Origin of the sequence: Actinocrispum wychmicini (assembly GCF_004345645.1) — a bacterium.
In the GTDB taxonomy this organism is placed as follows: domain Bacteria; phylum Actinomycetota; class Actinomycetes; order Mycobacteriales; family Pseudonocardiaceae; genus Kibdelosporangium; species Kibdelosporangium wychmicini.
Genome location: NZ_SLWS01000005.1, coordinates 443,177 through 467,482, shown reverse-complemented (window position 1 = coordinate 467,482; position 24,306 = coordinate 443,177). Strand labels below are relative to the sequence as shown.

The following is a 24,306-nucleotide window of genomic DNA, read 5'->3' as shown; positions in this document are numbered from 1 at the left end:
GTGTAAGCCGCTTCAGTCCGCGAGCAGGGAACTGCGGAGTTCGGACTCCGCCCGGCCGCGCCGTGGGTCCGACGTGGGCAGGCAACGCAACAACGCCTCGAGCGCGGTCTGGTCATGGGTGGCGCGGGTGAACGACCACAGCGTGTCCGGGTCGCCCCGCTCGATGGCCAGACTGCGCAGTTGCGCAAGCACCTCGTCCCGTTCACCGCAGATGCCAGGCGCCGTCGAGCGGGGCAGCAACGGGCCACGCCACAGCGCGACCGCGTCGCGGACTCTCCGTTCGCGTAAGGGTTTGCGCAGGTTGATGAAGTCCGCGTCCACCTCGGTGTCCAGCCGGTACGGCTTCGTTCGGACCACAGATGGGCCCAATTGCCCACGCAGCCGGTGAATCTCCGCCCGAGCCGTCACCGGGTTGCCCGATTCGCCGTACAGCGCCAACGCCAACTGCTCGGCGGTCAATCCCTTGGGGTGCAACGCGAGCAACGTCAGGATCTCCGCGTGCCGCAGGGTGAGCTGGATTTCCCTGCCGTCCATCAACGCGCGTGGCTCGTTGGCGCCAAGGAACGGCAAGGTCAACAACGGCGGCCGGTTGCGGGCCGTGTTCACCAGCCGCAGCAGGAACCCCTCGGCCAGCGGCTCGACCGTGGCCTCCCGGCCGTCCGGCAACCAGAGCGTGCCCTGGTTCGTGTCCACTCTGGACGGCAGCGGAACACCCGACGAAGCGATCACCCGACCACTGCGGCTGAGCAGCGCCCCGGCCGAGACGCCACTGAGATGACGCATGTTGCGCTGCCGGAACCGTTCGTCCCTGGCCGTCAGATGCAGCCGGAGCTGGCTCTCCGCGAGCTGTGCCGCGGTCGACACCAGGGCGAGCGTTGACGGGTGCATTGTGGACACAGGGCCGGTCACGTCGATCACGCCGACCAACGCGCCCGTGTCCGGGTCGTGGACCGGCGCCGCCGCGCAAGTCCATGGATGGTACGTACGTACAAGATGCTCGGCAGCGTGGATCATCACAGGACCGTTCACCGCTATGGCGGTACCCATCGCGTTGGTGCCTATGGCGTCCTCGGTCCACCGCGTGCCCTCGGTCAGCGAAACCTTGTCCGCGTTGACGCAGACGCGCGCGCTGCCCTCCCGCCACAACACGTGCCCGGAGGCGTCCGCGATGATCATGATGTGCTCAGCCTCATCGGCGATGCTCACCAGCATCGCGCGCAACGCCGGCATCACGGGCGCGAGCGGGTGGTCCGTGCGCAGCTCAGCGACCTCGTCCTGGTCGTAGACGACGGGCGGCTCGGACAGGTCCGGGTCGATGCTCGCGGCCAGCGATCGTTGCCAGGAAGCGGAAACGAGCGCGCGGGGGCCGCCGCCGTGGACTCCGTCCCGCAGCTGGCTCACCAGTTCCGCGTATCCCGCTGGATCGGTCATGCCCTAAGTCCATGCAACGTGACTGCAACCCGGTCTCTTCTAGCGTCGGCCGACGTACCCATGAAAGCATGCGGGGAGGCGTGACGGCATGAGTAGGTACACAGCGCCTGGGGAACCCGGCAGTCTGGTGCGGTTCGCCGCCCGCTACGACCATTTCATCGGCGGTGAGTACGTGCCCGCCGCGGAAGGCCGGTACTTCCCCAATCCGACACCCGTGACCGGCGAGGTCTTCACCGAGGTCGCGGAAGGCACCGCCGACGACATGGCGCACGCCTGGCAGGAAGCGCACGGCGCGGCCGCGCGGTGGGCCCAGACGGCGGTGGCGGAACGAGCGGTGATCCTGAGCGAGATAGCCGACCGGATCGAGGACAACCTGGAAGCCCTGGCGGTGGCTGAGACATGGGACACCGGCAAACCCATACGTGAAACGCTCGGCGCGGACCTTCCGTTGGCGTCGGACCATTTCCGGTACTTCGCCGGGGCGGTCCGGGCGCAGGAGTGCACCAGGTCACAGGTCGACGGCGACGTCGTGGTGCACGGCATCCGGAACCCGCTCGGCGTGGTGACTCAACGCGTCTCGTGGGACTTCCCGCTACTGGGCGCGGCATGGCGACTCGCGCCCGCGCTGGCCGCCGGGAACACCGTGGTACTGCACCCGTCCGCGCAGACGCCTGCCTCCGTGCACGTTCTGCTGAGTGCCATCGCGGACCTGGTGCCACCTGGGGTCGTCAACGTCGTGAACGGGCACGAAGGCGTGGCGCCCTCGGGCCGCGGACCCGCGGTGTTCTTCTCCGACGTGGCCCAGTACGCCGACAACTTCCACGACCGGGCACTGGCCGGCTTCGCCACCGGAACGTCACTCGCGCTTGTCCAACATGACCGTTATGAGGAATTTCTGGCCGCGGCAACGGCAAACATGAGTGCGCTCGCGGTAGGTCACCCACTCGACAGCGAGACAACGGTTGGCGCCCAGGTAAGCGCGGATGAGCTGGGGAAAGCGTTGTGGTACATCGACAACGCGACGAATTCCGGCGCCCTGGTCCGGCTCGGCGGCGGCCGGCCGTTACCGCACCCCGATCTGGCCGACGGCTACTACGTGGAACCCACCGTGATCGAAGGTGACAAGGCGCGAGTACCGGGCGTGTGGCCCGTGGTGTCCGTCGCGCCATTCAACGACTTCGACGACGCGGTCAAACTGGTGAACGAGACCGCACTGGGTCGTGGCGTCTCGGTGTGGTCCCGTGACAACGGCGTGGGCTACCGTTTCGGCCAAGCCGTGCAGGCCGAACGCGTCTGGGTGAACAACGACCACACGTACTTCGCCGAAGCCATGTTCGGCCACGAGGACCGGCACAGCCTGCTGGCCCAGTTCTGGCACGAGAAACGCCTACTGGTCAACTACGCCTGACCGTCCTCAGTGGATCCAGCCCCCACCTCTCCAGCCCCCACCCTCTCCGGGGGGCGACCCCGGGGCCAGCGTATCGCTGTGGGGGGCGGATGTGGGGGTCTGGGACCAGCGAGTCCGTGCGAACGGTCCGCCCGCACGGACTCCACTCTGTCGTGTTACCAGGGGATCTGTGGGGACCGGTAGAAGTTCACCCCTTGGACCGTCCAGCGGGCACCTTGGTGGGCCAATCGCGAACGGAACGACGGCCATGAGTGGGTGGCCGCCGGGGACCAGCCGAGTTCCGCCAACGCGGGCAGCCGGGGGAAGGCCATGAACTCGATGTCCGCGCTGTCGGTGATGGTCTCGGTCCAGAGCGGGCCCTCCACTCCGCGAATCGCGGATTCCGGCACGTTGGCCAGGAACTTGCCCGGGTCCCAGCCGTAGGCGCGATCCACCTCGATCAGGCTGGCCCAGTCCTGGCCGAGCGGAGTGTCCGGCGTGTACTTCATGTCCAAATAGGACCGATCGGCCGGGGAGAGCAGGATCTGGTGCCCCTTCGCGGCCGCTGCGGCCATGCCGGCGTCCTCGGCGCCCACGCCCCAGTACTGCGGGACGGTCGTGGTCGACGGGTTGGCCTTGGTGATCTCGTGCCAGCCGGTGGCTTTCTTGCCGTACTTGGCCACGATCGGCAGGACGCGGTCCATGAACCTGACGTAGTCCGCCGGCGGGGTCGAGTGGGCTTCGTCGCCGCCGATGTGCAGGTACTCGCCGGGGGTGAGCCTGGCCAGCTCGCGGATCACGTCGTCGACGAACTTGTAGGTGATCTCCTTGTCCACGCAGAACGAGCTGAAGCCGACGTCGGTGCCCGTGTACAGCGGCGGCGCCACCCCGTTGCAGTTCAGCTCGGCGTATGAGGCCAGTGCGGCGTTGGTGTGTCCGGGCATGTCGATCTCAGGCACGACGGTGATGTACTTCGACCGCGCGTACGCCACCAGCTCGCTGTAGTCCCTGGCGGTGTAGAAGCCGCCGGGTGTGCCGTCGACCTCGGTGCTGCCGCCGTAGCTGGTCAGCCGCGGCCAGCCGGGGATCTCGATCCGCCAGCCCTGGTCGTCGGCCAGGTGCAGGTGCAGCTGGTTGATCTTGTACTGGGCCAGCTGGTCGATGTACCGCTTGACCTCGGCCACGCTGAAGAAGTGCCGGGCCACGTCCAGCATCGCGCCGCGCACGGCGAACCGCGGGAAGTCGACGATCCGGCCGCCCGGCACGGTCCACGGCCCGCTCTGCCGGTGCTTGTTCTCCACCTTCGCGGGCAGCAGCTGGCGCAGTGTCTGGATGCCGGCGAACAGGCCGGCGGGTGCGTTGGCCCGGATCACGACCCCGGACCGGTTCACGGTCAGCTGGTAGCCCTCCTGACCGACCCTCGGGTCGGCATGACCGAGGAGCAACGCGATCCCGGAGTGGGCGGAGACCGACGGCACGACCGGCAACGGGAAGCCGGTGGACGGCCGAAGCACGTCGGCGAGCTGCCGCCCGACCCGGGCCGCCTCGGCCGACCCGGCCTGGGTGAAGATGACCGTGCGCCAACTCAGCTGGAATGCCTGGCGTGCATCCGGCACGACGGACGCGGGCACGGGCACGACGTCCGACAGGCTCTTGGTGGCGGCCAGGTCCTCGGCGGCGGCCAAACTGGACATCCCGGACGTGACAACGGTCAGTACCGTCATCGCCACGAGAATTCGAGATATGCGCACAGGGTCCTCCCGCGGTTCCGCTGGCGGCGACGTGCCTAAGGTATAGACCAATAACCCACACTCACAACGGCCGATTGTGTGGCACCTGGCACTGATGAAACCCTGTCCGCGTGCTCCGAAGCGGCGTGTTGATCCTGGTGGTGCTGGTGCTCGCGGCCTGCGGCAGACCCGCGGCCGTCCCGTCGGGACCCGCCGACCTACCCGGCAAACCGGCCGACTACGTGGACGTTTTCAGCTGGTCACAGGCTGCCCCGACAGGCACGGAAGCGATCCGCGGCGTGTTCAAGGGACCGCATTTCTCCTACCAGTTCGGTGCGCTGGCCGTCCGGGACACCCTGGACGAGACGAGCGGGGCCCTTGAGGTCGGCCCGGCACGCGCCGCCGGCGGTCACCAGTTCCTGGTGCTGTACCGGCTCCAGGGCGACGACTCGTTCGCCCAACAGCCGGACGGCGGCGCCGCACTCCCGGTGGACGTCCTGGTCGGAACGGTACGCAAGCGTTTGCCCAAAACACTGCTGCCGGGCACCGGGCTGATCGTGAGCGTGCCCACAGGTGGTGACGCGACCCTTGAAGTGACCGACGACAAGCCGTACCAGTACAGCGTCCGCAAGGGCGCCGGCGGGCCTCCAGCGCCCTCGTCGCCGGCGGACGCGCCGCCGGCCGGACCGAACGCCAAACAGGTCCGCTGGTCCGACGGCGACTACTCGGGCCAGGGCAGCTACCAGGGCGTACGCACGTCCGGACCGCTCGGTGTCACGGTCGCCCTCGGCAACCGGTCGGAGCTGGGCGCGACCCTGTCCGGCGTGGCCGCGGCACCCGCGCAGAAGCTCTGGCTGCGCCTGCCGGACGCCAAGATCAATACCGACGACGCGCAGCTCAAGGTCGACATGGCCCGCAGCGTCACGCTGACCCTGCCGAACGGGGAAAAGGTCACCGCCCGGCCGAACGTGGTCGGCCTGCTGTTCCAGGTCCCGGACACGTTCACCACAGGCACGTTGACGATCGCCCCCGAGTTCCCGGCCGCCAGCACGGCCAAGTGGAGCACGAAACCGGATCCCAAGGACGTCCCGCTGACCGTGTCCTAGGTACGCAGGATCGGGCGCAGCGCGTCCAGCACGGCCGCGTCCTCGATGGTGGACGGGACGGGCTCGTCGCGCCCGTCGGCGATGCCACGCATGGTCTTGCGCAGGATCTTGCCCGACCGGGTCTTCGGCAGCCCGTTGACCACGGAGATGTCCCGGAACGCGGCGACCGGGCCGATGTCCCTGCGGACCGCCGCGACCAGCTCGTCGCGCAGGGTCTGCTCGTCGATCTCCGCACCGGCCTTGAGCACCACGAAACCGCGTGGGAGCTGGCCTTTCAGGGAGTCGTGCACGCCGATGACCGCGCACTCGGCCACGGCCGGGTGCGCGGCCAGGACGGCTTCCATGGCGCCCGTGGACAGCCTGTGGCCGGCGACGTTGATCACGTCGTCGGTCCGGCCCATCACGTACACGTACCCGTCCTCGTCCACGTACCCGCCGTCGCCCGTCAGGTAGTAGCCCGGGTACGTGGACAGGTACGAGTCGATGTACCGCTGGTCGTCGCCCCACAACGTGGGCAGGCATCCGGGTGGCAGCGGCAGCTTGATGGCGATCGCGCCCTCCTGCCCGGCCGGCAGTTCGGCGCCCACGCCATCGAGGATCCGCACGTCATAGCCTGGTACGGGCACGGTCGGCGAGCCTGGTTTGATCGGCATCGGCTCAAGGCCACGCAGGTTCGCGCAGATCGGCCAGCCGGTCTCGGTCTGCCACCAGTGGTCGATGACGGGCACGCCGAGCTTCTCGGTGGCCCAGTGGTACGTCTCCGGGTCGAGCCGTTCGCCGGCCAGGAAGAGCGTCCGGAACTTCGACAGGTCGTACTTGGCCAGTTCAGTCGCGTCCGGGTCGACACGCTTGATGGCCCGGAACGCGGTCGGCGCGGTGAACAGCGCCTGCACGCCGTGCTCGGCGATGACGCGCCAGAACGCACCGGCGTCCGGCGTACCGACGGGTTTGCCCTCGTAGAGCACGGTCGTCGCGCCCGCGAGCAGCGGCGCGTACACGATGTACGAGTGGCCGACGACCCAGCCGACGTCGGACGCGGTCCAGAAGACGTCACCGGGCCCGATGTCGTAGATCGCTTTGAGCGACCAGGCCAACGCCACCGCGTGCCCGCCTGTGTCCCGCACGACTCCCTTGGGACGGCCCGTCGTGCCGGACGTATACAGGATGTACGCGGGGTGCGTGGCGGGAACGGGCACACAGTCATGCGGTGTCGCCGTGGCGGTGAGGTCGTCCCAGTCGACGTCACGCGCACCCATCTCGGCCACGGCCTGCGGGCGTTGTGTGATCACCACGGTGTCGGGCTGATGTTCGGACAGCCGTAAGGCCTCGTCGATGATCGGCTTGTACTCGACCACCCGGGTCGGCTCGATTCCGGCGGACGCGGCCACGATCACCTTGGGTTTGGCGTCGTCGATCCGGCTGGCCAGTTCCTTGGGCGCGAACCCGCCGAAGACCACCGAGTGGATCGCGCCGAGCCGGGCGCACGCGAGCATGGCGACCACGGCCCGGGGCACCATCGGCATGTAGATGATCACCCGATCGCCCGTGGCCACGCCGAGGCCGGCCAGCGCGCCGGCGAACAACGCCACCTCGTCCCGCAGCTCACGGTAGGTGAACGTGGCCTTGCTCCCGGTCACGGGCGAGTCGTACACCAGCGCCGTCCGCCCGGAGTCGACGTGCCGGTCCAGCGCGTTGTAGCAGGTGTTCAGCACGCCGTCGGGGAACCAGCGGTACAGCGGGGCGTGGTCCGCGTCGACCGCCCGGGTCGGCGGGGTGACCCAGTCGATCGCCTCGGCGGCAGGGAGCCAGAACCCGTCCGGGTCGGCCAGGCTGCGACAGTATGCGTCCCGGTAGTCGGCCATGAGCGTCACTCTGCCACCTGTGCAACCTGGTCGCCCACGGCACGTCTCGTGTTCGGGGGCCACGGTTGCCTAACAGAGCCAGCACCGCTCGACATATGGTGGTCAGTGCTCACATCGGTGAGCGGCACGAGGAGGGAAACCGTGGACGGCTTGGTTCGGATGGCAGCCAATCTGTTGTCGTTCGCCCACACCGTTTTCGGCCCGGGCATCTGGCCGGGCGACTGGATCTGGGCCACCATCGCCGCCGGATTCTTCCTGGCGTTCTTCCCGATCATCGCGTCGTGCCTGGTCGCGCTCATCCGCAAGGGCACCGGAAACGGCTACCACACCGCGACGATCGCGGTTTTCGCGATCATCGGCCTGGTGTTCGCGATGGCCGTGCCGTGGCTGCTGGCCAACGGCGTGTCGCAGATCTACCAGTCGGTCGCGGCCGGCGGCGACGGCAGGCAGTTCGGCCTGACGGCGGCGGAGATCTCCACGCTCACCGGGCAGGGCAGCATCCTCGTCGGCCAGCAGGCGAACTTCCTCGGCGGCGGGCAGACCGTCTACGACGTGCTGACCAGGCCGGGCGGCGGCGCGCTGTACGTGGTCGACATCGCGCGGCTCGTGGTGCTGCCCGGTTTGGGCGCGTTGTTCGTGATCCTCCAGGCGCGCACGGCCGTACGACGCGGCCCGCGGTGGCCGGGCCGGTTGATCTGGGTGCCGTTCGTGGCCTTCCTCGTGTTCAGCGTGGGATTGGCCGCCAACACGGCGTTCCTGCTGTGGATCGGCTTCTTCCTGGCCAGCATCCTCGGCCTGATCCCGGTCCTGGTGATCGGCCCGCCGAGCTGGACCACGATCAACCGGTCGGTCCAGGAGGACCGGCCGCCGGCACCGCCGCAACAGCACCAGCAACAGCACCAGATGCCGCCGCCGCAACAGTCCCAGCAGATGTCGCCGGCCCGCCAGCAACTGGCCAACTTCCAGCCACCACCCCGGCGGCCCGACCCGATCGTGCCGCCGCTGCTGTCCGGCCAGTCCCCCGGCCAGGAACTGCTCAGCGGTCGCCAGCAGCCCGCGAAACTCGCTGAGACCCCCGGCCCGCTGCCGTTCCCGCTGGCCGGCGGCGGAGCGCTGCCGCCGAAGTCGCCGACCAGGCAGGTCGCCAACTCGATGTGGACCAGGTCCGGCGGCCGGTTCCAGAAGATCCGCGCGTTGGGCCACGGCGGTTTCGGAACGGTCTGGCTGGCCATGGACACCCAACTGGACCGCACAGTCGCGGTGAAGATGGCCCACGCGCCCGACGCCGAAGCTGAGCAGCGCATGTTGCGCGAGGCCCGCGCGCTCGCCGCCGTACGGCATCCCAACTGCGTGCGCGTGTACGACATCGTCGAAGACGAGGACGGCCTCGGCATCGTCATGGAGTACATCGAGGGCATGGCCCTCGCGGACATCGTGCACGATTCAGGGCCCCTGGACGACGTCGCCACCGCACGGCTGTGGGTGACCATCGCCGGCGCACTGTCCGCGGCGCACGCCAAGGGCGTGCTGCACCGCGACATCAAGCCGTCGAACATCATGATCGACCCGTCCGGCATGCCCCACCTGATCGACTTCGGCATCGCCCGCTCCAAGGGCGACTCCACGTTGACCAAGACCGGGATGATGGTCGGCACCCCCGACTTCCTCGCCCCGGAGACCGCCGCGGGCGGCCCCGCCAGCCCCGCCTCGGACGCCTGGCAGCTCGCCGCGACGGTCTCTTACGCGCTCACCGGCGAACCCCCACGAGGTGTCCGGGACAACCCGATGGCCGCGCTGATGGCGGCGGCCAAAGCCGAACGCGTCACCCACTTGCCGACCCAGAGCGTGCACTCGCGCCTGCTCGCCGCCGCCCTCGGCCCCGACCTGTCGAACCGCCCGACCCTGGACACGGTGATCCGCCAGACCGGCGGCTGGCTGAGCAAGAACGGCCACCAGGAGGACGGGCCGATCACCAAAGTCGTCCGGCGCGAGGACATCCAGGCCCTGGACCGCACCAAAGTGACGGTGCCGAAAACTACCGGGCCGAAAACTACCGGGCCGAAAAACACCGGGCCCGAGCAGGACCGCACCAAGCTGACGGACCCCGAGCGGACCACGATCACGCCACCGGACCGCCCCCAGGACCCGGAACGCACCCAGATCACCCCACCGGATCCGAGCCGGAACCAGGCCGCACCGCCGGATCCGAACCGGACGCAGGTCACCCCACCGAGCCAGGCGCCGGACCCGGAGCGCACCCAGGCCACTCCGGCACTGTCGAACGCAGGCCCGCCGGCCCGGCCGCAAGGGGCGCCAGAGGACCCGGAACGCACCCAGGCGACCACACCTCCGCCCACCCCGGCTCGGCCGCCGGTTGCCGCGCCGGACCCGGAACGCACCACCCGCACGGACCCGGAACGCACCCAGATCAGGCCCCCGGTGCCCGACCCGGACCGGACTCGGCCGACCAAGCAGTACCCGCCGACCAGGCAGTTCGGCACCTGAGGAAGCCCAAGAACATAGCTGAGCCGCACTCGACAGGTGAGGGGTGAACCTGTCAAGTGCGGCTCCGCTTTCCGGCTCGGGGGCAACGAGCCGGGGGCCGGTTCCCGAGGACCCGGGCCCGAGTTTCCGGCCCACCCGACAGGGCCGGAGTCTTTTCGGTTGTCCGGCCGGTGAGTGCTCCGGCTCCCGGGCAGAGCACTCACCAGCCTGTTCCACCATCTCCCCCGACCTCCCCGATCGGCCGGAGTTTGGTCTCGGCCGTGCTACGACGGCCGAGCGTTTCTCAGTTTGTCGGCGCCGGCTGGCCGCCGAGGGTCACCTGGACCGTTCTGGTGCCGTTGCCGATGGTCAGCGTCACTTTGTCGCCAGGTGCCTTGGAGCGGACCGCGGCCACGAGCGCGTCGGACGTGTCGATCCGGCGGTCGTCCATCTTGGTCACGACGTCGCCGACCTGGATGCCGGCCTGTGCCGCCGCGCCGCCGCCGGTCACCTGGCTGACCTGGGCGCCCGCGGTGCCGGTCTGCGGTGTCTGCACCGAGACCCCGAGCACTGTCTGGGTGGCCTTGCCGGTCTTGACGATCTCGTCGGCCGTGCGCCGGGCCTGGTCGATCGGGATGGCGAAGCCGATCCCGACCGAGCCGCCCTGCTGCTGGCCGCGGCCGCCACCGCCGCCGTTCGGGCTGTAGATCGCCGAGTTGATGCCGATCACCTGGCCGGACATGTTCACCAGCGGGCCGCCGGAGTTGCCCGGGTTGATGGCCGCGTCGGTCTGGATCGCGTCCAGGACCGTGGCCTGGCCGGTCTCGTCGCCGCCCGCGCTGGTGGGCCGGTGCAGCGAGCTGACGATGCCGGACGTGACCGTGCCGGACAGGTCGAACGGCGAGCCGATCGCGACCACGGACTGGCCGGTCTTGAGGTCGTCGGACCGGCCGAGCGCCACCGGTGTCTTCCCGGAGACGCCCTTGGCCTGCACGACCGCGACGTCCGACGACGAATCACGGCCGAGCACGGTCCCGTCGACCACCTGGCCGTCCTGGAAGCTGACCTTCAACGTATTGTTGGCGCCGTCCTGCGCGGCCTCGGCGATGACGTGGTTGTTCGTGACGATCAGGCCGTCCTGGCGGATCACGAAGCCCGATCCTTCGCCGCTGCGGGTCCGTAACTGCACGACGCTCGGCAGCAGCTTGTCGGCGACCGCCTCGACCGTGCCGGAGGGCGCGGGGGCGGACGCCTGCTTCGCGGGCGGCGCCGTGTCCAGGGCGGACGGGGCGGTTCGCGCGTTGCGGTCGGCCACCAGAAGGCCGCCGACAGCTCCCGCGCCACCACCGACCAACAGCGCGAGCACGGCGACCCTCACCACAAGGCCGCTGGAGCGGCGCGGGGGTGTCGACGGCGGCGGAGTCGGATACGTCTGGGTGTGGGCCGGCGGCACGTACGGCGGCGGCTGTCCACCGACAGCCGAACCGAACAGCACCTGCGGCGGCTCCTGCGGGGGAACGTATGGCGCTTCCTGCGGTTGCGCGGCGGCGCCACTGGCGTACTGCGGCTCCTCCACGGCGCCATGGCCATGCGGGGACCACGGGCTGGGCGGCGTGGGCTCGCCGCCGCCCGGCGCGTGCCCGCTCTCAGGCTGCTGCGCGCCGGGGTTCGTGTCGGTCATGGACACCAGCTTGCCCCCGGTGCCTGAGAAGCGCCTGAGATGAACCTGGGGAGTTTTATGTGAACGCGTTGCGCAGGCGTTCGGCGACGGCCTCGGGGGTCACGTCGTTGATCCACACGGCCATGCCGGACTCCGAGCCGGCCAGGTACTTGAGCTTGTCCTTGGTCCGCAGGATGGAGAAGACCTCAAGGTGCAGCCATGCGAGGTCGCGGCCCTCGCGCACGGGCGCCTGGTGCCACGCGGCTATGTACGGCAGTGGGCGTGCGTACAGGGAGTCAAGGTGTTTGAGGACACGCGAGTACAGGTGGGCGAAGTCGTCCCGCTCGGCCGAGGTCAACGCCGGCAGGTCCGGCACCTGCCGGTGCGGCACCACGTGCACTTCCACCGGCCAGCGGGCCGCCGAGGGCACGAACGCCGTCCAGTGCTCGGAAGTCTCGACCACGCGCGTCCCGGCGACCCGTTCCGCCTCGAGCACGTCCCCCATCACCGGCCGGCCGTTTTTGTCCACATAGGACGAAGCGATCTCCAGCATCCGTTCGGTGCGCGGTGTGATGAAGGGGTATCCGTAGATCTGACCGTGCGGGTGGGTCAGCGTCACGCCGATCTCCTCGCCGCGGTTCTCGAACGGGAACACCTGCGCGACGTACGGCAGCGCGGACATGGCCTCGGTTCGGTCCGCCCAGACGTCCACGACGGTACGGATCCTCGGCACGGTCAGCTGGCCGAACGAGCTGTTGTGGTCCGAGGTGAAGCAGACCACCTCGCAGCGGCCGAGTCCGGGCGCGCGCGGCACCAGTTCGATACCGTCCACAGTGGACAGTCCTTGGCCGCCGGAGTCGTGCACCGCGTGCGAGAACGACGGGAACCGGTTCTCGAAGACGACCACGTCGTAGCTGGCCTCGGGGATCTCGGTCGGCCGGCCCGGCTCGCTCGGGCACAGCGGGCACGTCTCGGCGGGCGGCCGGTACGTCCTGGTCTGCCGGTGCGCGGCCATCGCCACCCACTCGCCGGTCAACGGGTCGCGGCGGATCTCCGAGCTACTCTGCAGGGTCGGCAGGTCCCTGGTGTCGGCCGCGGTTCGCGGCGGGGCGTCCGGCGTGTCGTCGAAGTAAACGATTTCCCGGCCGTCGGCCAGCTTGGCGGTGGTACGCCTCACGCGGTTTCCCCTCCGGTGCCGGACAACCCGTCGTCGGCCACATCGGCGATGATCAGCTCGCCGACCCGTTCGGCGAGGAACTCCCGGCCGTCCTGGCTCAGGCCGTCGTCGGTGACGAGGACGTCGGCGTCCTCCAGGTCGGCGATGGTGGAGATGCCGACCGTGCCCCATTTGGTGTGGTCGGCCAGCACGACCAGCCGGCCGCCGGCCTCGACCAGCGCGCGGTTGGTCTCGCTCTCGTTCAGGTTCGGTGTGGTGAAGCCGGGGCCGGACGCCATCCCGTGCACGCCGAGGAAGACCATGTCCAGGTGCAGCGACCTGAGGGTGTGCACGGCGACCGGGCCGACCAGGGCGTCCGACGGGGTGCGCACGCCGCCGGTCAGTACGACTGTCCGGTCCGGGCGTTCGTTGCGTTGCAGGACGTCGGCGACCCGGATGGAGTTGGTGACCACGGTCAGGTCGGGCACGTCGGCCAGGTAGCGGGCCATGGTCCAGGTGGTCGTGCCGGCCGAGAGGCCGATCGCGGTGCCCGGTTTGACCAGTCCGGCGGCAAGCGCCGAGATGGCCTCCTTCTGCGGTAGCTGCTGGACGGACTTGGCCTCGAAGCCGGGCTCGTCGGTGCTGCGGCCCACCACCGCGGTCGCGCCGCCGTACACCTTCTCGACCAGGCCACGCCGGGCCAGCACCTCCAGGTCCCGGCGCACGGTCATGTCCGAGACACCCAGCCTGTCGACCAGGTCGCTCACCCGGACCGCGCCGGTCTTCTTGACCTCGTCCAGGATCATCGCCTGCCGCTGCCGTGCGAGCACCACAGCACCCCTTCCCGCCCATGCCGGTCCCCCGCCGGGGAGCATAGGCGACAACACAACATACTCAAACATCCTGTTCGGCCGGGCGTGTTCGGTCCGCGAACTGCCGGAACCGGCCCGTACCTCTCATTATGCGCGCACGACCGGCCTCCGGGACGTCACTAGATCGGGTTAACAGGTCCGTAACGGGACTTGACAGGACGTTCGGGCGCTACCAGATTGTGAGCACTCTTGTTTGAGTCCGTGGGTTTGGAGCGACACATGAACCGCTTGACTCCTCCGTTCGAGTCGATGTTCGGGCGCAGGGCAGCGCTCAAGGGCCTGTTCGCCACCGTGGGCCTGGCGGCCGTTCCCGGGCTCGCCGCCTGCGGCTCCTCCGGTTCAGGCGGTGGCGGCGCCGACACCGGCCCGGTCAGCCTCGGCTCGAACTACTCCGACGCGGTGCCCAAGGGCGCACTCGCCGAGGTGATGAAGGGGTTCACCGACTCGTCCAAGCTCCCGGTCACCATCAACACCAAGGACCACGAGGCGTTCCAGCAGCAGATCAACAACTACCTGCAGGGCGGCCCGGACGACGTGTGGTCCTGGTTCGCCGGCTTCCGGCTGCGGTTCTTCGCGTCCAAGAACCTGGTCGGCGACATCTCCGACCTGTGGAGCGGCGACCTGGCGTCGAACTACACCCCGGCGCAGAAGGAAGCCTCCACGGGCAACGACGGCAAGCAGTACTTCGTGCCGTTCTACTCCTACCCGTGGGCGGTGTTCTACCGGCCGAGCGTCTTCCAGCAGAAGGGCTACACCGTCCCCAAGTCGTTCGACGACTTCATCACGCTGGCCGGCAAGATGAAGGGCGACGGCCTGTCGCCGCTGGCCGCCGGGCAGTCCAACGGCTGGCCGCAGCTGGGCACGTTCGACCAGATCAACTTCCGCACCAACGGGTACGACTTCCACGTCAACCTGATGGCCGGCAAGGAGGACTGGGCCGGCGACAAGGTCAAGGCCACGTTCGACAACTGGAAGCGGCTGCTGGAGTTCTACCAGCCCAACAGTCTCGGCCGGGACTGGCAGACCGCGGCCCAGTCGGTGCTCAAGGGCGACGCCGGCATGATGGTGATCGGCTCGCAGCAGATCGGCCAGCAGTTCAGCGCCGGCGGCAAGCTCGACGACCTGGACTTCTTCGCCTTCCCGGAGATCAACTCGCAGTACGGCCAGGACACCATCGAGGCCCCGATCGACGGCTTCTGCATGGCCCCCAAGCCACGCAACAAGGACAACGCGCACAAGCTGTTGACGTACATCGCGAGCGCGCAGGCCCAGCAGGCGTACCTCAAGTCGGACCCGACGAGCATCGCGGCCAGCGGCAAGGCCGACGTGTCGTCGTACAACAAGCTTCAGCAGAAGTGCGTGAAGTTCGTGAACGACGCCAAGCACATCACCCAGTTCCTGGACCGCGACACCGACCCGGGCTTCGCCAGCGAGGTCGCGATCAACAGCGTCAACGACTTCCTCAAGAACCCCAACGACATCGACGGTCTGGTGAAGAAGATCGCCAGCCAGGCCAAGCAGTACTTCCAGAAGTAATGACGGTCCTTCAAGACGCGCAACGCACCGACCCGACGCCGCCCGTCCGCAAGAGGCGGCGCCGGGCCACCGCGCTGTCCGGCAGTGACCGGATCGTCCTGCTGGTGATGGTCGGCGTTCCCACGCTCCTGCACCTCGCGCTCGTGTGGATACCCACGTTGTCGTCGGTCGTACTGTCGTTCAGCTCATGGGACGGCATCGGCGACCTGAGCACCATCAAGTTCGTCGGCTTCCAGAACTATGTCGACATCTTCACCGCGTACCCGCGGTTCTGGCCCGCGGTCCAGCACAACCTCATCTGGCTGGCGTTCCTGTTGGTCCTGCCGACCAGCTTCGGCCTGCTGCTGGCGGTGCTGCTGGACCGCAAGCTGAAGTTCACCCGGATCTACCAGTCGATCCTGTACCTGCCGGTGGTGCTGGCGCTGGCCATGGTCGGGTTCATCTGGCAGCTGATGTACGAGCCGAACCTGGGCCTGGTCAACAACCTGCTGGGGATCGAGCACACCAACCCGATCGACTGGCTCGGCAACTCGGACATCAACATCTACGCGGTGCTGATCGCCGCCGGGTGGAAGCACACCGGGTACGTGATGCTGCTGTACCTGGCCGGCCTGAAGTCGTTCGACCCGTCGCTGAAGGAGGCCGCCGCGCTGGACGGCGCCAATGGCTGGCAGACGTTCTGGCGGGTCACCTTCCCGGTGCTCAAGCCGATCAACGTGATCGTGCTGGTGATCACGGTGATCGAAGGGCTGCGGGCGTTCGACATCGTGTACGCGATCAACCGCGGCCGCAACGGGCTGGAACTGGTGTCCGTGCTGATCACCGACAACATCATCGGCGAGTCCAGCCGGATCGGCTGGGGTTCCGCGCTCGCGGTGATCCTGCTGGTGATCTCGCTCGGCTTCATCATCACCTACCTGGTCCAGGTGTTCCGGCGGGAGGATCGAACGTGACGACGACCTTGGACCGGCCGTTCCTGTCCCAGGCCGGGACCGGCCAGAAGCACAAGAAACACGCTCGGCTGCGCGCGTCACGGATCGCGTTGCACACGTTCCTGGTCATCGTGTGCCTGATCTGGCTCGCGCCGCTGCTGTGGACGGTCTTCGCCTCGCTGCGCACGTACGACGACACCGCCACCAACGGCTACTTCTCCTGGCCGCACGACCTGACGCTCAGCAACTTCGGCAAGGCGTGGTCGAGTGCGGACCTGCCCACGTACTTCCTGAACTCGCTCGAGATCACCATCCCCGCGCTGATCGTCATCCTGCTGTTCAGCTCGTTCGTGGCGTTCGGCGTGACCCGGTTCAGCTTCCGGTTCAACCTCGTGCTGTTGATGATCTTCACCGCCGGCAACCTCCTGCCGCAGCAGGTCATCATCACCCCGCTGTACCGGCTGTACCGGCTGATCCCGGTGCCGGAATGGCTGAACTACAAGGAGACCCTGCTCGACACGCAACTCGGGCTGATCCTGATCCACATCGCGTTCCAGACCGGGTTCTGCACGTTCGTGCTCAGCAACTACATGCGCACGATCCCGACCGAGCTGACCGAGGCCGCGCGGGTGGACGGCGCCGGGGTGTTCCGGCAGTACTGGCAGGTCATCATGCCGCTGTGCCGGCCCGCGATCGGCGCGTTGGCCACGCTCGAGTTCACCTGGATCTACAACGACTTCTTCTGGGCGATCGTGCTGATCCAGACCGGCGACAAGATGCCGGTGACGTCCGCGCTGTCGAACCTGAGAGGCCAGTTCTTCACCGACTACAACCTGCTCGCCGCCGGTTCCCTGTTGGTCGCCGTCCCCTGTCTCGTGGTGTTCTTCGCGCTGCAACGGCAGTTCGTCGGCGGTCTCACCCTTGGATCGACGAAAGGCTGATGCTGTGCGGCCGGTCACCGAGATACCCATCGACCCGTCCCGCGCCCTGGTGCACGAGCAGGGTTGGCAGTCGTGGTCGCCGTCCACGTCGTACTCCCCCGGGACGCTGCCGTACCGGCCGGCCAACGACATCCGGCGGATCGGCGCGTGGCGGGCGGAGTCACTGCCGGCGCCCGACGTCTACCGCGGCGAAGGCCTGGTGGTGGTCGACCCGGGCGACGGCGGGCCGGTGCACGTGATCGCCTCGGCCGACCCGACCGCCTCGGTGCCCGCCATCGACGTATCCATTGTGGACTCCCGGGCGGTGGTGTCCGCGAGCGGCGAGGTCACCGACCGGACCGACGCCGGCCCTGGCGGGGTGCAGGGCGCGTTGGCCCGCTGGGCCGACGACGTGGCCGCCGGGCTGGGACTGGCCGCGCCCCGGCCGGCACCGACCATCTGGTGCTCGTGGTACCAGTACTTCACCAAGGTCACCGAGTCCAATGTGGATGACAATTTGGCGCTGATGGACTCGTTACCGATCGACGTGGTCCAGGTGGACGACGGCTACCAGGTGGAGATCGGCGACTGGCTGGTGCCGTCCCCGGACTTCGCCGACGTGCCCGGCCTGTTCGCCCGGATCCGCGACTCGGACCACCGGGCCGGCATCTGGACGGCCCCGTTCCTGGTCGGCGCACGCTCCGCGGTCGCCGCCGACCACCCGGAATGGCTGGTGCGCAACTACGACGGCTCACCGGTCAGCGCCGGCCACAACTGGAACCAGGATCTGTACACACTGGACACCACACACCCGGACGCCGCCGAGTACCTGGCCGGCGTCTACCGGACGTTCCGCGACTGGGGCATCGACTTCCACAAGATCGACTTCGTCTACGCGGGCGCGCTGTTCGGCCGCCGGTACGCCGAAGTCGACCCGATCACCGCCTACCGCGAGGCGCTGGCCCTGATCCGGGACGCGATCGGCCCGGACGCCTACCTGCTCGGCTGCGGAGCGCCTCAACTGCCGTCGATCGGCCTGGTGGACGCGATGCGCGTCAGCCCGGACATCGCGCCGGCCTACATGCCGGCGGACGGTGACATCTCCATGCCCGGCCAGTGGGGCGCGACCCTCAACGGCATCTCCCGGGCCTTCCAGCACGGCCGTTTCTGGATCAACGACCCCGACTGCCTCGTCGCCCGCCCGGACGTCGAACGCCGTGAACACTGGGCCGCCCACGTGTCGCAGTTCGGCGGCCTGCGCGGTTCCTCCGACGGCCTTGACCAGCTGGACGAATGGGGTCTGGAGACCACCCGCCGCCTGCTGTCCGAACAGGTTCCGCGGTACTTCGTCGAATCATGAGTCGCCGGCGAGGACGTCGAGCATGGCCGAGGCCACGGTGTTGACCTTCGCTTCGGCGGTGGCCACGGCCGTCACCGGCTGAACGGACATCAGGACGACGACGTAGTCGCCGGTGTTGTCGTGGACGACGCCGGCGCTGTGCAGGTAGAGCTTGCTGCCGTAGTACATCCAGCCTTGTTTGGCGTAGTCGGCCACGGGCTGGCCGAGGAGGCCGAAGAACTGGTGGAAGCCGTCCGCGGCGGTGGGTTGGGCGGCACTGAGGTCGCCCACGATCCGGTCCCGGTCGTCCGGGTCCATCTCGGTCAGGATGTGTTGGTACAGCCGGGCGAAACCGGCCGGGGACACCTCGGTCTCGCCCCATTGGCTGGCGTCGTCCGGCGTGGCCGTGTCCGGCAGGTTGAGGGAGTCGGCGACCCTGGTCATGGCGTCCGGGCCGTCGAACTTCTCCCATAACGCGTTCATGGCGTTGTCGTCGCTCACGCTCAGGGCGCGGGCGACGAGTTGATCGTCTGATGTGGACAAGTCGACATTTCGGTCCAGCATGTCCACGACCAGCATGAGTTTGGACAGCGAGGCCGAGTAGAACTGGTCGACACCGTCGGTCTCCAGGTCACCCGTTGTCAGGTCGAGCACGGCCGTCCCGACCGTCATGCCGTCCGGGACCGCGTTCATCGCGGCCGCCACCATGTTGTGCGCGTACTCGGGCGCGGGGCCTGGAGTGACCGGGATCGGCGGCGGCGCCAACACCTCCACCGCGAGGTCGGCCGGGGTAACCGACGTCGCGAGAGTCGGCGCCGCGAGCACGACCGCGGCCACAACCAGGCCACTGACCAGCGCTCTTCGACCGAACCCGGACACATTTCCACGTTATGGACGGTCCCTGGGAATCGTGTGAGAACAACCTGTTGGTTCCCTGACGGCCTTGCTATTATCCCAAGATGTCTTGGGATAATGAGTCCGTGGTTCCGCTTCGGGCACTGGCCAACCCGCTGCGGATCCGGATCGTGTCGCTGGTGACCGGCGCCGCGATGTCGGCCACCGAGGTGGCCGACGAGTTGGGCATCGCGCACGCCTCGGCGAGTTATCACCTGCGCCAGCTGGTGGCCGCCGGATTCCTGCGGCGGGTGGACGACCACGTCGACAACCCCGGTCGCGGCCAACCCCAGCGGCGATACACCTACGACCCGGCCAGCACGGCCCGCCTCGACAGTTCCGGCGACAGCCGGCAACTGTTGCTGGAAGCCACCCTCACCGACCTGCGTCGCCGGCAGGCGGCGATGAGCCGGCAGCGGCACAGCGCGGACGCCGAGGTGTGGCTGCCGCAGGAAACCTGGGAGCAGGTGGTTTCGCTCGTCGACGACGCGATCCGGCTGGCCCACGACAAAGCAGGTCCGCCGCGGGCCGAGGGCAGTGTCCACGTCAGCCTGACGGCGTTTCTGTACGAACTCACATGAAGTCGACCGTCCTCATTGGGGCCGGCACCTGCTTCTTGTCCATAGGTTTGCTGGTGCCGACACTTCCGCGATACGTCACCGGTCCCCTGGGCCAGAGTTTCGGCATGGTCGGGCTCGCCGCGGCTTTGCCGAGCGTGGCAGCGATCCTGGCGCGCCCCTTCGCCGGACGCGTAGTCGATCGGCGCACGCCTCGAAGCGCCGCTGCCGCAGGCGCGATCACGCTCGCGATCGCCACACTCGGTTTGCTCGCTGCCGACTCGATGCCCGCGCTGCTGGTTTGCCGAGTGGTGGCCGGTGTCGGCGAAGCGCTCGTCTATGTCGGCTTCGCTGCAGCGGCCGTGTCGGAAGACCACGGTGCGCCGACGCGAGTCACGTGGTTCTCCGTCGCCGTATACGCCGGACTGCTGCTTGGCGCTCCGATCGGCGAGGTTCTGCGGGCCAACTGGGGTTTTCCGGCGGTCTGGATCGCAGCATCCCTCGCCGCGCTCGCCGCAGCGGGCTGCGCCTTCACCTTGCCAGCCACCAACCACTCCCGTGCGGACAAGGTCCCGTTGGTACATCGCGCGGGATTGCTGCCAGGCATCGCCTACGCCGCGAGCGTGTGGGGCTACACCACCTTCAACACGTTCATCCCCCTTTACGTGGCTGAACTCGGTGGGCGCGACGCCCAGGTCGAATACCTCGTCTACGGCGCGGTTCTGCTCGGTGTACGCGTGCTGGGGCATCGAGTGACCGAGCGGTTCAGCGCACGCCGAACCGGGGTCGTCTCGCTTGTCTTCACCGCCGTAGGACTGCTCGTCCTGGTGGTGTGGCCGCGACCACCCGGACTGGTCAGCGGCACGACCTTGCTCGCTGTCGGCCAAGCCCTTGGCCTGCCGGCGTTTCTCACCACCGCGATCAACGCAGTGCCTGCCTCACAACGAGGTTCTGTGTTGGCCACGGTGACGGCGTTCTTCGACGTCGGCTACCTGACCTCCGCGCTGAGTCTGGGCGCGGTCAACCAATTGTTCGGCCTGTGGTTCGGCTTCGCGACCGCCGCGGTGATCTCAACCGCCGCCGCGGTCCTGCTGGCGTCCGTCGTCGGGCCTGGCCCACCGGTAAAGGAGTGAACGATGATCTCTGACTCTGACCTGATCGCCTACGTCGACCTCGTACTGACTGTTGGCGTGCCGGTAGGCGACGACGATCTGGTGCTGATCAACGCCGAGATCGAACACGCCCCTCTGGCCCGCGCGCTGGCGGAAGGCGCGTACGCCCGCGGCGCGAGGTACGTGGACATCTGGTACTTCGACCCGCACGCCAAACAGTCCAGGACGCGGCACGCCGAACCCGCGACCCTGGCGGAAGTGCCCGCGTGGCTCGACCACCGCAACCAGGAGCTCGGCGAGCGGCGCGGCGTGCTGATCAACATCCGCGGCGAGGCCGAGCCGGACCTGCTGTCCGATGTGGATCCGGACCGTGCCGGACTCGACCGGATGCCCGGCCTCGTGTCGCGGTACCGCCTACAGGCCGACAACCTGGTGTGCTGGACGATCGTCGCCTACCCGAGCGCGGCCTGGGCGCAGCGGGTGTTCGGCGAACCGGACATGCCGAGACTGTGGCGGCACCTCAAGCACTTCCTGCGGCTGGACGAGCCCGATCCGGCGGCCGCGTGGCGGGCACGTCTCGACGAACTCGCCGCCCGAGCGACCCGGCTCGACGAGTTGGCGTTCGACGCCGTGCACTTCGCCGGACCGGGCACCGACCTGACCATCGGCCTTATCCCACAAGCGAACTGGCAGGTCGTGGGCCACCACGCCACGGACGGCCGGTTCTTCGTGCCGAACCTGCCCTCCGAGGAGGTGTTCACCGCACCCGACTACCGCCGGGTCGACGGAACAGTCCGCTCCACCCGCCCACTGGCGTTGGGCAGCACCGTGGTCCGCGATCTTCAGTTGACCTTCGTCGACGGCCGGGTCCGCGACGTGCGCGCCACCACTGGCGCCGACGCCGTGCGCGGTCAGCTGGCAACCGACTGGGGCGCCGCGCAACTCGGCGAGGTCGCACTGGTGGACGGTTCGTCGCGGATCGGTCAGTCTGGCATCACCTTCCTGGAAACACTGCTCGACGAGAACGCGACCTGCCATCTCGCCTGGGGATTCGGCATCAAGCCGGCCGTTGCCGGCGCCTCGGAACTCACCGCGGCCGAACTCGACGCGGTTGGGCTGAATTCCTCCGCGGTGCACACCGACTTCATGGTCGGCGGCCCCGAGGTCACGGTCACCGGCATCCACCGCGACGGCGGCCGAGTGGACATCCTGCGTGATGACCAGTGGCGGCTCTAGTGTGCCGCGCGGCACACTAGCGACTCACCGCCTTGCGGTAACGCCTGATCGCCAACGGCACGAAGATCAGCAGGAAGATCGCCGTCCAGACCAGGCTCATCAGCACCGAGTGCCGCAGGGGCCACGCGTCCGGCGCCGGTAACAACGGGTTGGTGTTGCCGAACAGCTCTCTCAACGCCTGGGTGATCGCGGAGATCGGGTTCCACTCCGCGATCTCCTTGAGCGGCGTGGGCAGGTTCGACGACGGCACGAACGTGTTCGCGATGAACGTCAGCGGGAAGATCACGATGAAGCTGGCGTTGTTGAACAGCTCCGGACTGCGGATCCACAGCCCCACGACCGCCATCATCCACGACAACGCGTACGCGAACAGCAGCAGCAACGCGAACCCGAGCGCCGCTTCGCCGAACGACGAGTGGATCCGCCACCCCACGACCAGGCCGGTGAGCGACATGACCACCAAGCTGATCATGTTGATCGCGACGTCACTCGTGGTCCGTCCGACGAGCACCGCCGACCGGGCCATCGGCAGCGTCCGGAACCGGTCGATGATCCCTTTCTGGATGTCCTCGGCCAGGCCGGCCCCGGTCCACGAGGCACCGAACACGGCGGTCTGCACGAAGATCCCGGCGATCAGGAACTCGCGGTAGGACACCCCGGGAACGGAGATCGAGCTGCCGAAGACGTACGCGAACAGCAGCACGAACATGATCGGCGACAACGTGGTGAACACCAGCAGGTCGGGAACCCGTTTGATCTTGATGAGGTTGCGCCGGGCAATGGTCATCCCGTCGCTCAACGCCACGGCCACCGAACTCATCGCACACCATCCACAGTAGACACAGCCGGAACGTGGGAAGCGGAGCCAAGTCCAGCAGGTAGCACGGGCATGAACCGACGACGGAGGTTCGATTGGACATGGGGTGCGGCGGCCTTGAGCTGGCTGCGGCGGCAGGCCATAAAGACCCCTACATCACGGAGTTCCGCGGAACGAACCGAGAAACCCATGGCCTGCCGGCGTAGTCGGCCCGCAGTCGCCGCCGGGGTCCTCACGTCCCACCAAGCCGGTAGAAAGCCCTCGACTCTCGTCACTTGTCCCCCTCCTCGGCCTCATGCCCGGTCAGCGCCAGGAAGACGTCGTCCAGGGTGGGCCGGCGCAACCCGACGTCGAGCACCTTCACCGACTCCTCCGACAGCCGGGTCAACGCGTCGACCAGCGCCGCCGACCCACCGCTGACCGGCACGATCACCCGGCGGGAGCCCGGGTCCAACTGGATCTCACCAACCGCGACCCGGCCGAGCGCCGACTTGGCCGTCTCCAGGTCCGCCACGTCACTCAGGACCAGTTCGAGCCGCTCGCCACCCACCTGGTCCTTCAGTTCGTCGGCGGTGCCCAGGGCGATCACGTGGCCGTGGTCGATCACCGCGATCAGGTCCGCCAGCCGCTCGGCCTCCTCCATGTACTGCGTTGTCAGCAGGAGCGTGGTTCCGCTCGCGACCAGCCCTTCGACCACGTCCCACAGCCCGAACCGGGCCCGTGGGTCCAGCCCGGTGGTCGGCTCGTCCAGGAACAGCACCGGGGCGTTGCCCACCAGCGCGCCGGCCAGGTCGAGGCGGCGGCGCATCCCGCCGGAGTACCCCTTCACCGGCCGGTCGCCGGCTTCGACCAGGTCGAACTGCCGCAGCAGCTCCCTGGCCCGCTCGCGGCTGCGCTTGGCACCGAGGTGGTAGAGCCGGCCGACCATGTCCAGGTTCTCGAACCCGGTCAGGTACTCGTCCACCGCGGCGTACTGCCCGGACACGCCGATGGACGTTCTCAGCCGTCGCGCGTCCCGGACCACGTCCAGCCCGGCCACGGTCGCCTTGCCGCCGTCCGGTGGCAGCAACGTGGTGAAGACCCGGACCGCCGTCGTCTTGCCGGCGCCGTTCGGGCCGAGCAAGGCCATCACAGTGCCTTCCTCGACCACCAGATCGAGGCCGTTCAGGGCGGTGACCTGGCCATATCGCTTGACCAGTCCCTCCGCGACTATCGCTTGTGCCATTTCGTCTCCCCAGGAGTCGCTCTCCTGCGGACATACTGCACCCAACCACC

At 68.5% G+C, this 24,306-nt stretch carries 19 protein-coding genes; 10 read left to right on the top strand and 9 right to left on the bottom strand.

The window, feature by feature from the left end; genetic code table 11:
• Positions 1 to 12: 12 nt before the first annotated feature.
• Positions 13 to 1,431: a GAF domain-containing protein gene (locus EV192_RS24125; protein ID WP_132119064.1), complete on the bottom strand. Its 1,419-nt coding sequence runs from the start codon at positions 1,429 to 1,431 to the stop codon at positions 13 to 15.
• Between the two features lie 88 nt (positions 1,432 to 1,519).
• On the opposite strand from EV192_RS24125, the gene EV192_RS24120 reads away from it, so the two are divergent.
• Positions 1,520 to 2,839 carry an aldehyde dehydrogenase family protein gene (locus EV192_RS24120; RefSeq protein ID WP_132119062.1) on the top strand — a complete coding sequence of 440 codons (1,320 nt, stop codon included), beginning with the start codon at positions 1,520 to 1,522 and terminating at the stop codon, positions 2,837 to 2,839.
• Positions 2,840 to 2,994: 155 nt separating this feature from the next.
• Here EV192_RS24120 and EV192_RS24115 read toward each other — a convergent pair whose 3' ends face one another.
• Complete coding sequence (locus EV192_RS24115; RefSeq protein WP_132119060.1) at positions 2,995 to 4,542, bottom strand: beta-N-acetylhexosaminidase; 1,548 nt, start codon at positions 4,540 to 4,542, stop codon at positions 2,995 to 2,997.
• A gap of 137 nt (positions 4,543 to 4,679) precedes the next feature.
• Between EV192_RS24115 and EV192_RS24110 the strand changes: the two genes are divergently transcribed.
• A complete protein-coding gene (locus EV192_RS24110; protein WP_132119058.1) occupies positions 4,680 to 5,654 on the top strand; it encodes a hypothetical protein in 975 nt (324 codons plus the stop codon).
• On the opposite strand, the gene EV192_RS24105 is transcribed toward EV192_RS24110, so the two are convergent.
• Positions 5,651 to 7,516 carry a propionyl-CoA synthetase gene (locus EV192_RS24105; RefSeq protein WP_132119056.1) on the bottom strand — a complete coding sequence of 622 codons (1,866 nt, stop codon included), beginning with the start codon at positions 7,514 to 7,516 and terminating at the stop codon, positions 5,651 to 5,653. The two genes, EV192_RS24110 and EV192_RS24105, sit on opposite strands and share 4 nt — an antisense overlap.
• Positions 7,517 to 7,675: 159 nt before the next feature.
• On the opposite strand from EV192_RS24105, the gene EV192_RS24100 reads away from it, so the two are divergent.
• Positions 7,676 to 10,021 (top strand): serine/threonine-protein kinase, encoded by a 2,346-nt coding sequence (locus EV192_RS24100; RefSeq protein WP_424923380.1) that lies wholly within the window; start codon positions 7,676 to 7,678, stop codon positions 10,019 to 10,021.
• A gap of 283 nt (positions 10,022 to 10,304) precedes the next feature.
• Here the strand turns inward: EV192_RS24100 and EV192_RS24095 are convergent, their stop codons facing one another.
• The 3 genes from EV192_RS24095 to EV192_RS24085 are packed head-to-tail and all read right to left on the bottom strand — an operon-like array spanning position 10,305 to position 13,646.
• Positions 10,305 to 11,681, bottom strand: a complete 1,377-nt coding sequence (locus EV192_RS24095; protein WP_132119054.1) for a S1C family serine protease — start codon at positions 11,679 to 11,681, stop codon at positions 10,305 to 10,307.
• A gap of 55 nt (positions 11,682 to 11,736) precedes the next feature.
• On the bottom strand, positions 11,737 to 12,837 hold the full coding sequence (gene galT, locus EV192_RS24090; RefSeq protein WP_132119052.1) for a galactose-1-phosphate uridylyltransferase: 1,101 nt from the start codon (positions 12,835 to 12,837) through the stop codon (positions 11,737 to 11,739).
• Complete coding sequence (locus EV192_RS24085) at positions 12,834 to 13,646, bottom strand: DeoR/GlpR family DNA-binding transcription regulator (RefSeq protein ID WP_132119050.1); 813 nt, start codon at positions 13,644 to 13,646, stop codon at positions 12,834 to 12,836. The genes galT and EV192_RS24085 overlap by 4 nt, the downstream gene beginning before the upstream one ends.
• Before the next feature lie 261 nt (positions 13,647 to 13,907).
• On the opposite strand from EV192_RS24085, the gene EV192_RS24080 reads away from it, so the two are divergent.
• Genes EV192_RS24080 through EV192_RS24070 form a run of 4 tightly spaced genes read left to right on the top strand, consistent with a single transcriptional unit; the run spans position 13,908 to position 18,436 of the window.
• Positions 13,908 to 15,224, top strand: coding sequence for an ABC transporter substrate-binding protein (locus EV192_RS24080; RefSeq protein ID WP_132119048.1), 1,317 nt, complete (start codon positions 13,908 to 13,910; stop codon positions 15,222 to 15,224).
• Positions 15,224 to 16,177, top strand: a complete 954-nt coding sequence (locus tag EV192_RS54875; protein ID WP_207926208.1) for a carbohydrate ABC transporter permease — start codon at positions 15,224 to 15,226, stop codon at positions 16,175 to 16,177. Before EV192_RS24080 ends, EV192_RS54875 begins: the two co-directional genes overlap by 1 nt.
• Entirely contained in the window at positions 16,174 to 17,097 is a 924-nt protein-coding gene (locus EV192_RS54870) for a carbohydrate ABC transporter permease (RefSeq protein WP_243727035.1), read from the top strand. Before EV192_RS54875 ends, EV192_RS54870 begins: the two co-directional genes overlap by 4 nt.
• A gap of 4 nt (positions 17,098 to 17,101) precedes the next feature.
• Entirely contained in the window at positions 17,102 to 18,436 is a 1,335-nt protein-coding gene (locus EV192_RS24070) for a glycoside hydrolase family 36 protein (RefSeq protein ID WP_207926207.1), read from the top strand.
• Here EV192_RS24070 and EV192_RS24065 read toward each other — a convergent pair.
• Positions 18,431 to 19,294, bottom strand: coding sequence for a serine hydrolase (locus tag EV192_RS24065; RefSeq protein WP_132119045.1), 864 nt, complete (start codon positions 19,292 to 19,294; stop codon positions 18,431 to 18,433). The genes EV192_RS24070 and EV192_RS24065 overlap by 6 nt on opposite strands.
• 101 nt (positions 19,295 to 19,395) lie before the next feature.
• Here EV192_RS24065 and EV192_RS24060 point away from each other — a divergent pair, with 101 nt between their 5' ends.
• Genes EV192_RS24060 through EV192_RS24050 form a run of 3 tightly spaced genes read left to right on the top strand, consistent with a single transcriptional unit; the run spans position 19,396 to position 22,214 of the window.
• Complete coding sequence (locus EV192_RS24060; protein ID WP_207926206.1) at positions 19,396 to 19,890, top strand: helix-turn-helix domain-containing protein; 495 nt, start codon at positions 19,396 to 19,398, stop codon at positions 19,888 to 19,890.
• Positions 19,887 to 20,999: an MFS transporter gene (locus tag EV192_RS24055; protein ID WP_132119041.1), complete on the top strand. Its 1,113-nt coding sequence runs from the start codon at positions 19,887 to 19,889 to the stop codon at positions 20,997 to 20,999. The genes EV192_RS24060 and EV192_RS24055 overlap by 4 nt, the downstream gene beginning before the upstream one ends.
• Positions 21,000 to 21,002: 3 nt before the next feature.
• Positions 21,003 to 22,214, top strand: a complete 1,212-nt coding sequence (locus EV192_RS24050; protein ID WP_132119039.1) for an aminopeptidase — start codon at positions 21,003 to 21,005, stop codon at positions 22,212 to 22,214.
• A gap of 16 nt (positions 22,215 to 22,230) precedes the next feature.
• Here EV192_RS24050 and EV192_RS24045 read toward each other — a convergent pair whose 3' ends face one another.
• Entirely contained in the window at positions 22,231 to 23,034 is an 804-nt protein-coding gene (locus EV192_RS24045; protein WP_132119037.1) for an ABC transporter permease, read from the bottom strand.
• A gap of 268 nt (positions 23,035 to 23,302) precedes the next feature.
• Complete coding sequence (locus tag EV192_RS24040; RefSeq protein ID WP_132119035.1) at positions 23,303 to 24,256, bottom strand: ATP-binding cassette domain-containing protein; 954 nt, start codon at positions 24,254 to 24,256, stop codon at positions 23,303 to 23,305.
• Positions 24,257 to 24,306: the final 50 nt, after the last annotated feature.